This window comes from Streptomyces sp. NPDC032472 (assembly GCF_040636955.1).
Taxonomy (GTDB): Bacteria; Actinomycetota; Actinomycetes; order Streptomycetales; family Streptomycetaceae; genus Streptomyces.
Map to the genome: position 1 here is coordinate 1 of NZ_JBEZVK010000011.1, position 13,756 is coordinate 13,756.

5 protein-coding genes, 1 tRNA gene and 1 rRNA gene are annotated in these 13,756 nt (G+C 71.3%); 6 read left to right on the forward strand and 1 reads right to left on the reverse strand.

The features are described 5' to 3' along the window. A 5S ribosomal RNA gene (gene rrf / locus AB0F11_RS09170) occupies nucleotides 1–93 on the forward strand; the annotation flags it as partial. A 5-nt stretch (nucleotides 94–98) separates the two neighbouring features. Continuing rightward, nucleotides 99–174: transfer RNA gene (locus tag AB0F11_RS09175), tRNA-Thr, on the forward strand. 103 nt (nucleotides 175–277) lie between these two features. Here AB0F11_RS09175 and AB0F11_RS09180 read toward each other — a convergent pair. Then, entirely contained in the window at nucleotides 278–2,803 is a 2,526-nt protein-coding gene (locus AB0F11_RS09180) for a SpoIIE family protein phosphatase (RefSeq protein ID WP_362169989.1), read from the reverse strand. Nucleotides 2,804–3,033: 230 nt separating this feature from the next. Here AB0F11_RS09180 and AB0F11_RS09185 point away from each other — a divergent pair, with 230 nt between their 5' ends. From AB0F11_RS09185 to AB0F11_RS09200, 4 genes are all read left to right on the forward strand, one after another. Continuing rightward, complete coding sequence (locus AB0F11_RS09185; protein ID WP_362169991.1) at nucleotides 3,034–8,586, forward strand: HAMP domain-containing protein; 5,553 nt, start codon at nucleotides 3,034–3,036, stop codon at nucleotides 8,584–8,586. A gap of 274 nt (nucleotides 8,587–8,860) precedes the next feature. Further along, on the forward strand, nucleotides 8,861–9,541 hold the full coding sequence (locus tag AB0F11_RS09190; protein WP_362169993.1) for a response regulator: 681 nt from the start codon (nucleotides 8,861–8,863) through the stop codon (nucleotides 9,539–9,541). Between the two features lie 212 nt (nucleotides 9,542–9,753). Further along, nucleotides 9,754–12,582, forward strand: a complete 2,829-nt coding sequence (locus tag AB0F11_RS09195) for a DNA translocase FtsK (RefSeq protein WP_362169995.1) — start codon at nucleotides 9,754–9,756, stop codon at nucleotides 12,580–12,582. A gap of 223 nt (nucleotides 12,583–12,805) precedes the next feature. Then, nucleotides 12,806–13,705 carry a RodZ domain-containing protein gene (locus tag AB0F11_RS09200; protein WP_362169997.1) on the forward strand — a complete coding sequence of 300 codons (900 nt, stop codon included), beginning with the start codon at nucleotides 12,806–12,808 and terminating at the stop codon, nucleotides 13,703–13,705. Nucleotides 13,706–13,756: the final 51 nt, after the last annotated feature.

The window sequence follows — 13,756 nt, forward strand, 5'->3', positions numbered from 1 at the left end:
ACGCCCGGTTACATTCCGAACCCGGAAGCTAAGCCTTTCAGCGCCGATGGTACTGCAGGGGGGACCCTGTGGGAGAGTAGGACGCCGCCGAACAACCCGCCCTTTTAGCTCAGTCGGTAGAGCGTCTCCATGGTAAGGAGAAGGTCAACGGTTCGATTCCGTTAAAGGGCTCCAAAGAAAAAGGCCCCCGCCACATGGCGGGGGCCTTTTTTGTTGCCCTTTTTGATTCCGGTTCCGTACCGGCTGGGGTGGGGGCCGCCGGGCGGCCCCCACGACGTCAGTGGCCTGTGCGCTGGTGCGGGACGCGGAAGGCCAGGATGGCCATGTCGTCCGAGGCCGGCTCGGCCGCGAAGCGTTCCACCGCGCGCAGGACCCGGGCGGCGACCGCGCCGGCCGTCAGGCCCGTACAGGTGGTGAGGACCTCCGTCAGGCCGTCGTCGCCCAGCATGCGGGTGCCCTCGCGGCGTTCCGTCACGCCGTCCGTGACGCACAGCAGGACGTCGCCCGGATCGAGGGTGAGGGTCTGCTCGTACAGCTCAAGGTCGTCCAGCACACCCAGCAGGGGTTGCGGATCCGCGGCCGGGACGACACGGCCGTCCGGACGCAGGCGCAGAGGCAGGGGGTGGCCGGCGCAGACGACCTTCATCAGGGCGCCGCCGTCCGGCTGGGGGTGCAGTTCGCCGTACAGGAGGGTCAGGAAGCGGCTGCGGGCGCCCTCGTCCAGGATCGCCGTGTTGAGCCGTTCGAGGACGGCGGGGCCGCCGAGGCCTTCTCGGGCGAGCAGTCGCAGGGCGTGCCGGGCCAGGCCCGTGACGGCGGCGGCCTCCGGGCCGGTACCGCACACGTCGCCGATGGCGAAGCCGTACGCGCCGTCGCGGATCGGGAAGACGTCGTAGAAGTCGCCGCCGACCTCGTTGCCCTCGCCGGCCGCCCGGTAGATGACCTCGACTTCCATGCCGGGGATCGCGGGGTAGCCGGGCGGGAGGAGGCTCCGCTGCAGGGAGCGGCTGATGGCGGTGCGCTCCGAGTACAGGCGGGCGTTGTCGAGGGCGAGTGCGGCGCGGCGGGAGAGGTCCTCGGCGAGTTCGAGGATCTCCTGGCGGAAGTGTTCCTCGGAGGGCTTGCCCAGGGTGAGCATGCCGATCACGCGGTTGCGGGCGAGCAGCGGCAGGACGACCGTCTCGCCGCCGACGGCCGTGGCCGCCGTGTGCCAGGGGCGGGCGCCGGCCTCACGCACCGGTTCGGGCGGGCTGACGCGGGACAGGAGGGCCTTCAGGCCGTCGATGCGTTCCTCGTCCTCGTGCAGGACGTAGGAGAGGTACGGGTCCGAGGACTGGTCGGCGATCGTGTATACGGCGCACCAAGTGGCCAGGGTGGGGACGGTCATCTGGGCCATGAGGGCCAGGGTCTGGTCCCGGTCGAGGGTGCCCGCCAGCAGGTCGGAGGCCTCGACGAGGAAGGACAGCGAGCCGCGGCGCAGGCGCTCGAGCTCGCCCAGGCGCGCGGACTCGACGGCCAGGGCGATGCGGTCGGCGGCGAACTGCAGGCGCAGGGCCTCGGCGTTGGAGTAGCGGCCGGGGTTCTCGGCGGCGACGCCCAGGGAGCCGGTGAGGCGGCCCTCGACCTTCAGCGGGACGGTGACGACGGAGCGCATCCCGGTGGCGTCCAGCAGCGGGACGGCTCCGGGGACGGCGGTGAGGTCCTCGTGCACGGCGGGCATGCGGGCCGAGCCGTAGCGGTTGGTGCCGGCCTCGACGGGGACGCGGGCGAAGCGCTGGCGGGTGGAGGGCAGGCCGGTCGTGGCGCGGACCTCCAGCTCCGTTTCGTCATCGGTGGCGAGGAGGAGGAAGGCGGCGTCGGCGTCGAGCATGTCGCGGGCGCGTTCGACGGTGCGCTGCAGGAGGCCGTCGAGGTCGTCGGGGGCGGGGGAGCCGATGAAGACCTCGAAGGGGTCGGCGGGGCGGGCCTCCGTGAGGGGCACGGTGTCGGAGGTGGGGACCCGGACCGGGGTCTGGAGCAGGGCGCGCTCGTCGTCGTGGACGAGGAGGCAGACGATGGACGGCTCGCCGTGGGCGTCGCGGACGCGCAGGTGGGAGGCGTACACGGGGATGACGCGGCCGTCGGAGCCGCGGATGCCGTAGCTGCCCTCCCAGCGGGACAGGCGCAGGGCCTCGGCGATGCCGGTGCCGGTGCCGGGGGTCTGCGGCCAGGCGGCCAGCTCGGCGAGGGGGCGGCCCAGGGCCTTGCCGGCGGGGTAGCCGAAGATGTGCTCGGCGTCCTCGTTCCAGGCGGAGATGCAGTCGGCGGCGTCGATCTGGATGACGGCGACGCGGACGCGGCTGTCGGCCAGGGGCAGCAGGCGGTCGGGTACGACGGGCCCGGCGGAGCGCGTACCGACCGGCCGGTCGGGGAGGTCGAGGCGGAACCAGACGTGCTTGTGGGTCGCGGTGTACTCGACGCCCCAGCGGGTGGCGAGGGCGGCGCAGAGCATCAGGCCGCGGCCGCTCTCGCGGTCGGGGTCGGCGTACGGGCGCTCGCCGGGGTGGCGCAGGGGGAGCTCGCGCTCGGGGTAGCGGTCGGCGATCTCGACCCGGACGCCGTCCTCGGTGCGCAGGCACAGGACCTCGGCGCGGGTTCCGGCGTGGACCACGGCGTTGGTGACGAGCTCGCTGGTGAGTACGACGGCGTCGTCGACGATGTCCGCGAAGCCCCAACCCTGGAGGGTGTCGCGGACGAAGACGCGGGCGGCGGCGACCGACCGCCCTTGGGGATCGAAGCTGGCAGCCGCCCGAGCCGTGATCACGAGTCTCCTTCGACGCGGTGGGACATCGGATGCCAGGTTACTTACCTTCGCGGGCGGCTTGGGGCCGTCGTGGGGGATTCCACCCGCAGGGTGCGGCCGGTGTGCGATGGTGCCGAAGTGTTATGGCCGGGTTCCGCAGGGGTGAAACACTGGGCAGGATCCGGTTGCCCGGCACGTGGACGTGCCGGGGTGCCGGTGGAACGGCGGTCGACCCTTTCGGGAGGGACACGGTGGAGTCTGGCGCAGCGGTGCGGCGTACGGGAACGCGCCCGAAAGGCGGGCGGCCCCGCCGGAACGGCACGACGGAGGTCGATACCGCCGCCCTGAACCGGCTGCTCACGGCCCTGGTGTCGATGCGGGACGGGAACTTCCGCAAGCGGCTGACGGTCTCCGGCGACGGGGTGATGGCGGAGATCGCCGCCGTCTACAACGAGGTCGCCGACCGCAACCTGCACCTGACGGGCGAGCTGTCCCGGGTGCGGCGGATGGTGGGCCGCGAGGGCAAGCTCAGCGAACGGCTGGAAACAGGTGCTTGTGAGGGCTCCTGGGCGGCCGCGATCGACGCCTCGAACCAGCTGGTGGACGATCTGGCCCGGCCGGTGTCCGAGGTGGGCCGGGTGCTGTCGGCGGTGGCCGAGGGCGATCTGGACCAGCGGATGGACCTGCGGACGCTGACGGACGACGGGGCCGGGCATCCGCTGCGCGGGGAGTTCCTGAAGGTCGGGCGTACGGTCAACAACCTGGTCGACCAACTGTCCGCGTTCACCGACGAGGTGACGCGGGTGGCGCTGGAGGTCGGCACCGAGGGCAAGCTCGGCGGCCAGGCGCAGGTGCGCGGTATGTCGGGTTCGTGGAAGGACCTGACCGACTCCGTCAACACGATGGCGTACCGGCTCACCGCTCAGGTGCGTGACATCGCGCTGGTGACGACGGCGGTGGCCAAGGGCGATCTGTCGCGCAAGGTCACGGTGCACGTGGCCGGCGAGATGCTCCAGCTGAAGAACACCGTGAACACGATGGTGGACCAGCTGTCCTCCTTCTCCTCCGAGGTGACGAGGGTCGCCCGCGAGGTGGGGACGGAGGGGGAGCTCGGCGGCCAGGCGCAGGTGCCCGGGGTCGCGGGTGTGTGGAAGGACCTGACCGACTCCGTCAACACCATGGCGGGGAACCTGACCGCGCAGGTGCGCGGGATCGCGCAGGTCACGACGGCCGTCGCGAACGGCGACCTGTCGCAGAAGGTACGGGTCAGCGCGCGCGGCGAGGTGGCGCAGCTGGCCGAGACGATCAACCAGATGACGGAGACGCTGCGGACCTTCGCGGACGAGGTCACGCGGGTGGCCAGCGAGGTCGGCGCCAAGGGTCTGCTGGGCGGTCAGGCGCAGGTGCCGGGTGCGGCGGGGACGTGGAAGGACCTCACCGATTCGGTGAACACGGTCTTCCGCAACCTGACCACGCAGGTGCGGGACATCGCGCAGGTGACGACGGCGGTGGCGAACGGCGACCTGTCGCAGAAGGTCACCGTCGATGTGGCCGGCGAGATGCTGGAGTTGAAGAACACCGTCAACACGATGGTGGACCAGCTCCAGTCCTTCGGTGCGGAAGTGACCCGTGTGGCCCGTGAGGTGGGCGTCGAGGGCGAGCTGGGCGGTCAGGCGCAGGTGCCGGGTGCGGCGGGGACGTGGAAGGACCTCACCGATTCGGTGAACACCGCCTTCCGCAACCTGACCGGCCAGGTCCGCAACATCGCGCAGGTGACGACGGCGGTGGCGAACGGCGACCTGTCGCAGAAGGTCACCGTGGACGTCTCCGGCGAGATGCTCCAGCTGAAGAACACCGTGAACACGATGGTGGACCAGCTGTCGTCGTTCGCCGACCAGGTGACGCGGATGGCCCGGGACGTGGGTACGGAGGGCCGCCTCGGCGGTCAGGCCCGCGTCGAGGGGGTCTCGGGCACCTGGAAGGAGCTCACCGACTCGGTCAACTTCATGGCCGGGAACCTGACCTCGCAGGTGCGCCAGATCGCCCAGGTGACGACGGCGGTGGCGCGCGGTGACCTGTCGCAGAAGATCGACGTGGATGCGCGCGGGGAGATCCTGGAGCTGAAGAACACCATCAACACGATGGTGGACCAGCTGTCGGCCTTCGCCGAGCAGGTGACGAGGGTGGCGCGTGACGTGGGCACCGAGGGCCGCCTCGGTGGCCAGGCCCAGGTGCCGGGCGTGGCCGGCGTGTGGCGGGACCTGACCGACTCGGTGAACGGCATGGCGGGGAACCTGACCTCGCAGGTGCGCAACATCGCGCAGGTGGCGACCGCCGTGGCGCGCGGTGACCTGTCGCAGAAGATCGACGTGGATGCGCGCGGGGAGATCCTGGAGCTGAAGAACACCATCAACACGATGGTGGACCAGCTCTCGAACTTCGCCGAGCAGGTGACCCGGGTGGCCCGCGAGGTGGGCACCGAGGGCATCCTCGGCGGCCAGGCGGAGGTGAAGGGTGTCTCCGGCACCTGGAAGGACCTCACGCAGTCCGTCAACTTCATGGCGAACAACCTGACCTCGCAGGTGCGCAACATCGCCGAGGTGACGACGGCGGTCGCGACGGGCGACCTGTCCAAGAAGATCACCGTCGATGCCAAGGGCGAGATCCTTGAGCTGGTCACGACCGTCAACACGATGGTGGACCAACTGTCGTCGTTCGCGGAGCAGGTGACGCGGGTGGCCCGCGAGGTGGGCTCCGAGGGCATCCTCGGCGGCCAGGCCCGGGTGCGCGGGGTGACGGGCATCTGGAAGGACCTCACCGACAACGTCAACCTGATGGCGAACAACCTGACGTCGCAGGTGCGCAACATCTCCCAGGTCTCGGCTGCGGTCGCCAACGGCGATCTGACCAAGAAGGTGACGGTGGAGGCGCGCGGCGAGGTCGCGCAGCTCGCGGACACGGTCAACACGATGGTCAAGACGCTGTCGTCGTTCGCGGACGAGGTCACGCGCGTGGCCCGCGAGGTGGGCACGGAGGGCCGCCTCGGCGGCCAGGCCCACGTTCCGGGCGTGTCGGGTACGTGGAAGGACCTCACGGACTCGGTGAACTTCATGGCCTCCAACCTCACCGGTCAGGTGCGGCAGATCGCCATGGTCACGACCGCCATCGCCAAGGGCGACATGACCAAGAAGATCGACATCGATGCGCGCGGCGAGATCCTGGAGCTGAAGACCACGATCAACACGATGGTGGACCAGCTGTCGTCGTTCGCCGACCAGGTGACGCGGGTGGCCCGCGAGGTGGGCACCGAGGGCATCCTCGGTGGCCAGGCCCGGGTGCGCGACGTCGACGGCACCTGGCGCGACCTCACGGAGTCGGTGAACGAGATGGCCGGGAACCTGACCCGGCAGGTCCGCGCGATCGCCGCGGTGGCCACGGCCGTGACCCGGGGCGATCTGAACCTGAAGATCGACGTGGACGCGGCGGGCGAGATCCAGGTCCTGCAGGACAACATCAACACGATGATCGCGAACCTGCGCGACACCACCCTGGCCAACAAGGAGCAGGACTGGCTCAAGGGCAACCTCGCCCGGATCTCGGCGCTGATGCAGGGCCGCCGGGACCTGGACGACGTGGCCTCCCTCATCATGAGCGAGCTGACGCCGGTGGTCTCGGCGCAGCACGGTGCGTTCTTCCTGGCGATGCCGTCCGGCGGGACCACGGAGATCGGGACCGAGGGCGGTCCGGACGGTGCGTACGAGCTGCGGATGCGCGGGAGTTACGCGTACGCGGGCGGCCAGGTGCCCACGGCCTTCCGGCCGGGGGAGGGGCTGATCGGGACGGTCGCGGAGGAGAAGCGGACGGTCCTGGTCGAGAACACCCCGCCGGGCTACCTGAAGATCTCCTCGGGGCTCGGCGAGGCGCCGCCGGCGCACGTGATCGTGCTGCCGGTGCTGTTCGAGGGCAAGGTGCTCGGTGTGATCGAGCTGGCGTCGTTCCAGCCGTTCACGCAGATCCAGAAGGACTTCCTCAGCCAGATCGCCGAGATGATCGGTACGAGCGTCAACACCATCAGCGTCAACTCCAAGACGGAGATGCTCCTCAAGCAGTCGCAGGAGATGACCGAGCAGCTGCGCGAGCGCTCCGACGAGCTGGAGAACCGGCAGAAGGCGCTCCAGGCGGCCAACGCGGAGCTGGAGGAGAAGGCGGAGCTGCTGGCCCAGCAGAACCGGGACATCGAGGTGAAGAACACCGAGATCGAGGAGGCCCGGCAGGTCCTGGAGGAGCGGGCCGAGCAGCTGGCGGTCTCGATGCGCTACAAGTCCGAGTTCCTGGCGAACATGTCGCACGAGCTGCGCACGCCCCTGAACTCGCTGCTGATCCTGGCGAAGCTGCTGGCGGACAACGCGGAGGGGAACCTCTCGCCGAAGCAGGTGGAGTTCGCCGAGACGATCCACGGGGCGGGCTCGGACCTGCTCCAGCTGATCAACGACATCCTCGACCTGTCGAAGGTGGAGGCGGGGAAGATGGACGTCTCCCCGACGCGGATCGCGCTCGTCCAGCTCGTGGACTACGTGGAGGCCACCTTCCGGCCGCTGACCGCGGAGAAGGGCCTGGACTTCTCGGTACGGGTCTCCCCGGAGCTGCCGGCGACGCTGCACACCGACGAGCAGCGGCTGCTGCAGGTGCTGCGGAACCTGCTCTCGAACGCGGTGAAGTTCACCGACACCGGTGCGGTGGAGCTGGTGATCCGGCCGGCGGGCGCCGATGTGCCGGCCGCGATCCGCGAGCAGCTGCTGGAGGCGGGCTCGCTGCGGGAGGCGGATGCGGACCTGATCGCCTTCTCGGTGACGGACACCGGGATCGGGATCGCGGCGAGCAAGATGCTGGTGATCTTCGAGGCGTTCAAGCAGGCGGACGGGACCACGAGCCGCAAGTACGGCGGCACGGGGTTGGGGCTGTCGATCAGCCGGGAGATCGCCCGGCTGCTGGGCGGGGAGATCCACGCCGCGAGCGAGCCCGGCCGCGGGTCCACCTTCACGCTGTATCTGCCGCTGCACCCCAGCGAGCTGCCGCCGCAGGGGTACGCGCCGCCCACGCCCGGCGGCGGCCGGGCCGAGGGGAACCGCCGGCAGGTCCGGCACGTGGACGGGTCGCGCCCGGCGCTCCCGTCGCTGCCGCCGGCGCCGGTGGGGCCGGTCTCCCTGGCTCCGGTGCAGCCGCAGCCGGTGCGCCAGCCCGTGCAGTCCTTGGACGGGCAGCCCGTGCAGGGGCAGGGCGGGGCGGCGCTGTTCCGGCGGCGCCGCAAGGCGCTGAGCGACCTGGAGCCGCGCACGGCGGTGCCGGGGCAGCCGAACGCGGTGGGCGCCGAGGACGGGTGGCTCGGCCCGGAGGAGGAGCTTCCGGCCGCGCCGCGGACGTACGACTTCCGCGGTGAGAAGGTGCTGATCGTCGACGACGACGTGCGCAACGTGTTCGCGCTGACGAGCGTGCTGGAGCAGCACGGGCTGGCGGTGCTGTATGCGGAGAACGGTCGGGAGGGCATCGAGGTCCTGGAGCAGCACGACGACGTCACGGTCGTGCTGATGGACATCATGATGCCGGAGATGGACGGCTACGCCACGACCGCGGCGATCCGGCGGATGCCGCAGTTCGCGGGGCTGCCGATCATCGCGCTGACGGCGAAGGCGATGAAGGGGGACAAGGAGAAGGCGATCGACTCCGGGGCTTCCGACTATGTGACCAAGCCGGTTGACCCGGACTACCTCCTGTCGGTGATGGAGCAGTGGATGCGCGAGAAGTGATCGACGCGTGAGCGCTGCGGTACCAATTGCTGACTGACTGTGGCGAAACGGGTGTGGGAGGGCACAGGACGGGGAACCTTCTGCTCCCCCACACCGTTTCTGCTTCGTGCACAGTGACATCTTGGTGACAGGGTGTGGCGATCTCGGGACTGGGGCTACGATGACCGGCACAAGGACGGACGGCGCAAGGATGCCGTCCCCTGGGGCGGGGCCCGGCCCACGGGCCGGCGCCAGGAGCCGGGGAGGCCCCATGCCGGGGCGAGGAGGACAGGGCATGGTGCAGAAGGCCAAGATCCTCCTGGTCGACGACCGGCCGGAGAATCTGCTGGCGCTGGAGGCCATCCTCTCCGCGCTCGATCAGACACTGGTCCGGGCGTCGTCGGGGGAGGAAGCGCTCAAGGCGCTGCTGACGGACGATTTCGCGGTCATCCTGCTGGACGTGCAGATGCCGGGCATGGACGGGTTCGAGACCGCCGCGCACATCAAGCGGCGCGAGCGGACCCGGGACATCCCGATCATCTTCCTCACCGCGATCAACCACGGTCCCCACCACACCTTCCGCGGGTACGCGGCGGGCGCGGTGGACTACATCTCCAAGCCCTTCGACCCGTGGGTGCTGCGGGCGAAGGTCTCGGTGTTCGTCGAGCTGTACACCAAGAACTGCCAACTGCGGGAGCAGGCCGCGCTGCTGCGGCTCCAGCTGGAGGGCAGCACGGCCGGCGCCGACGGGGCCAGGGAGACGGCCGGGCTGCTCGCCGAGCTCTCGGCACGGCTCGCGGCGGTCGAGGAGCAGGCCGAGGCGCTGACCAAGCAACTCGGCGAGGAGGCCGCCGATCCGGCGGTCGTGGCGACCGCGGCCCACCTGGAGCGCAAGCTGACCGGACTGCGCCGCGCCCTCGACGCCCTTGAGCCCGGGGCCGGCGGGCCGGCGCCGGTGCTGCCCGCGCAGAACTGACCGCGTCCGCGCGGGGGCTGGGCCCGGGCGGGCGGGCCTGCGTCCGGGACCCGGCCGGGCGATCGTGAGGTCCGGCCGGTCGGCCGTCGGGTCCGGCCCGGTACGCCGTCGGGTCTGGCGGTCCGTCAAAGCGCCGACACCGCGGGCGACACGAACGGGTGAAGGGGTGGGCACGCGTGTCCACCGCCGCGCACACCGGTAACCTCGGCCCCATGGCCTCACGTACGTCCGGCAAGGGTTCCCCGAACACCGCGGGCACCGCGAAGGGCCGCACCGGCCGTACGACGGCGCCCGCGAAGAAGGCGGCTCCAGCGCGCGGGCCCGCCGCCAAGAAGGCGGCGCCCGCCAAGCGCGCCCCCGTCAAGAAGGCGCCGCCCAAGCCCGCGCCCTCCCCGACCGGCGGCGTGCTGCGGCTGCTGCGCGCCCTGTGGCTCGGCTGCGCCCACGCGGTCGGCGCCGTCTTCCGCGGGATCGGCCAGGGCGCCAGGAACCTGGACCCGGCCCACCGCAAGGACGGCGTCGCACTGCTGCTGCTCGCCCTCGCGCTGATCGTGGCCGCGGGCACCTGGTCGAACCTGAGCGGGCCCGTCGGGGACCTGGTCACCATGCTGGTCACCGGTGCCTTCGGGCGGCTGGACCTGCTCGTCCCGATCATCCTCGGCGTGATGGCGGTGCGCTTCATCCGCCATCCCGACCAGCCCGACGCCAACGGGCGGATCGGCATCGGCCTGTCGGCGCTGGTCATCGGGGTGCTCGGCCTCGTGCACATCGCCTGCGGGGCGCCCGGCCGGGACGAGGGCACCACCGCGATGCAGAACGCGGGCGGGCTGGTCGGCTGGGCCGCCTCCAAGCCGCTGATCTTCACCATGGGTGCGCCGCTGGCCGTGCCGATGCTGGTGCTGCTGACGGTGTTCGGGCTGCTCGTGGTCACCGCGACGCCGGTCAACGCGATCCCGCAGCGGCTGCGGCGGCTCGGCATCCGGCTCGGGATCGTCGAACCGAACCAGTACGACGGGCAGCCCGCAGAAGACGAGGAGTACGGGGAGCACGGCGAGGGCCCCGTCGGCCGGCCCGGCCGGCACGACCCCGAGCAGTGGCGCGCCCGCGGTGCGGGCGCCCACGGGGCCGATCCCGCCGGCGCCGCCGAGGAGGAGGCCCTCGCCCGCCGGCGCCGGCCGCGGCGCTCCGCGGCCCGGCCGGCCGGCGAGCGGGAGATGGACGCCGTCGACGTGGCCGCGGCGGCCGCCGCGGCGCTGGACGGCGCCGTGCTGGGCGGGCTGCCGCCCTCGCCGCTGGTCGCCGACCTCACCCAGGGGATCTCCACCCGGAGCGAGGGCACCGAGACCACCGCCCCGGTGCCGCCCGCCCGCGCCGAGCAGCCCCGGACCACTGCCACCCCTGCCGCGCCCGCCGCCCCGGCTGCCGCGCCCGCCGCAGCCGCGGCCGAGGCGCCGCACGGAGCCACCGCCGCGGCCTCCGGCACGCCGGCCGTCCCGGACCTGACCAAGGCGCCGCCGGAGCCCCAGCCGCTGCCGCCCCGCGCCGAGCAGCTCCAGCTGCGCGGGGACATCACGTACGCGCTGCCCTCGCTCGACCTGCTCGAGCGCGGCGGTCCGGGCAAGACCCGAAGCGCCGCCAACGACTCCGTGGTCGCCTCGCTCACCAACGTCTTCGCCGAGTTCAAGGTGGACGCGGCCGTCACCGGCTTCACCCGGGGCCCGACGGTCACCCGGTACGAGGTGGAGCTCGGCCCGGCCGTGAAGGTCGAGAAGATCACGGCGCTGGCCAAGAACATCGCGTACGCGGTCGCCTCCCCGGACGTGCGGATCATCAGCCCGATCCCGGGCAAGTCGGCGGTCGGCATCGAGATCCCGAACACCGACCGCGAGATGGTCAACCTGGGTGACGTGCTGCGCCTGGCGGACGCGGCCGAGGACGACCACCCGATGCTGGTCGCGCTGGGCAAGGACGTCGAGGGCGGCTACGTCATGGCCAACCTCGCGAAGATGCCGCACGTGCTGGTCGCCGGCGCCACCGGCTCCGGCAAGTCCTCCTGCATCAACTGCCTGATCACCTCGATCATGGTGCGGGCCACCCCGGAGGACGTCCGGATGGTGCTCGTGGACCCCAAGCGCGTGGAGCTGACGGCGTACGAGGGCATTCCGCACCTGATCACGCCGATCATCACCAACCCCAAGCGGGCCGCCGAGGCCCTGCAGTGGGTCGTGCGCGAGATGGACCTGCGCTACGACGACCTGGCGGCCTTCGGCTACCGGCACATCGACGACTTCAACCAGGCGATCCGGGACGGCAAGATCAAGCTGCCGCCCGGCAGCGAGCGGGAGCTCAGCCCGTACCCGTACCTGCTGGTGATCGTCGACGAGCTCGCCGACCTGATGATGGTCGCCCCGCGCGACGTGGAGGACTCCATCGTCCGCATCACCCAGCTGGCCCGCGCGGCCGGCATCCACCTGGTGCTCGCCACGCAGCGGCCCTCGGTGGACGTGGTCACCGGCCTGATCAAGGCGAACGTGCCCTCCCGGCTCGCGTTCGCCACCTCCTCGCTCGCCGACAGCCGGGTCATCCTCGACCAGCCGGGCGCCGAGAAGCTCATCGGCAAGGGCGACGGCCTGTTCCTGCCGATGGGGGCCAACAAGCCGGTCCGCCTCCAGGGCGCCTTCGTCACCGAGGAGGAGGTCGCCAAGGTCGTCCAGCACTGCAAGGACCAGATGGCGCCCGTCTTCCGCGACGACGTCACGGTGGGGCAGAAGCAGAAGAAGGAGATCGACGAGGAGATCGGCGACGACCTGGACCTGCTGTGCCAGGCGGCCGAGCTCGTGGTCTCCACCCAGTTCGGGTCGACCTCGATGCTGCAGCGCAAGCTGCGGGTGGGCTTCGCCAAGGCCGGCCGGCTCATGGACCTCATGGAGTCGCGGGGGATCGTCGGACCGAGCGAGGGTTCGAAGGCGCGCGACGTCCTGGTCAAGGCCGACGAGCTGGACGGCGTCCTCGCCGTCATCCGGGGCGAGACCAACTCGTGAAGGAACGGCGGGCAACCGTTTCCCTGGGGTGTGCGTCCAGTTGAGGGAGGTGGTGGAACCCCCGTCCGGCGGCGCGCCGCAGGCGGAGCCGCCGCCGCACCTCCCGCGTCCGCACAGACCATTCGGATGGCGTACGGACGACACCCCTCCGGTTGCTCCACCCTTTCGTCACCGCCCTAGACTGGACGTCCAGCAGGTGGCTACACGCTCGAAAGGCGCCCTCGTGTCCATCGGCAACTCCAACTCCCCCGAAGATGAGCGTCCTTCGACCGACGACCGGTCCGAGGACCGCATCATCGAACGTTCTTCCGACGAGCCGTCCATCGGGGCGGCCCTGAGGAAGGCCCGGATCGCCGCCGGGCTCACCGTCGACGAGGTCAGTTCCACCACGCGCGTGCGCATCCCGATCGTGCACGCCATCGAAGCTGACGATTTCACGCGGTGCGGCGGCGACGTCTACGCCCGCGGGCACATCCGTACGCTGGCGCGTGCCGTCCGCCTCGACCCGGTACCCCTGGTCGAGGCCTACGACGCGGCCCACGGCGGGCGGCCGACCCCCACTCCCGCCGCTCCGATGTTCGACGCGGAACGGATCCGTCCCGAGCGGCAGCGGCCGAACTGGACCGCCGCCATGGTCGCCGCCATCGTCGCCGTGATCGGCTTCGTGGGCTTCACCGCCTTCAGCGGCGGCGACGGGAAGGCCAAGCGGCCGGTGGCGGAAGGTTCCGCCTCCCCGCAGGCCCCCAAGCAGTCCGCCGGCAAGCCGGCCGCGCAGCCCCAGCCCCGGCAGAGCCCGGCGGCGCCCAAGCCGGAGCCCTCCGACAGCGCCATCGCCGCCGCGCCCAAGGACATCGTCACGGTCGTCCTGACGGCCACCGACGGCGAGAGCTGGATCTCCGCGAAGGACCACAGCGGCCGGCTGCTCTACGACGGGACGCTGAACGCGGGCGAGTCCAAGACCTTCACGGACAAGGAATCGATCGACCTCGTCCTCGGCGACGCCGGAGTGGTCAAGCTTTTCGTGAACGGCAAGGAGATCAAGGACGAATTCGAGCCGGGCCAGGTGGAACGCCTCACATACACCAAGGACGACCCGCGTCCGGGGCAGGCCCAGGCAGGCTGAGCAGCGCAGAATCCCAAATTCCGGATCCTCGGGGTGCCGCATTGCACTCCG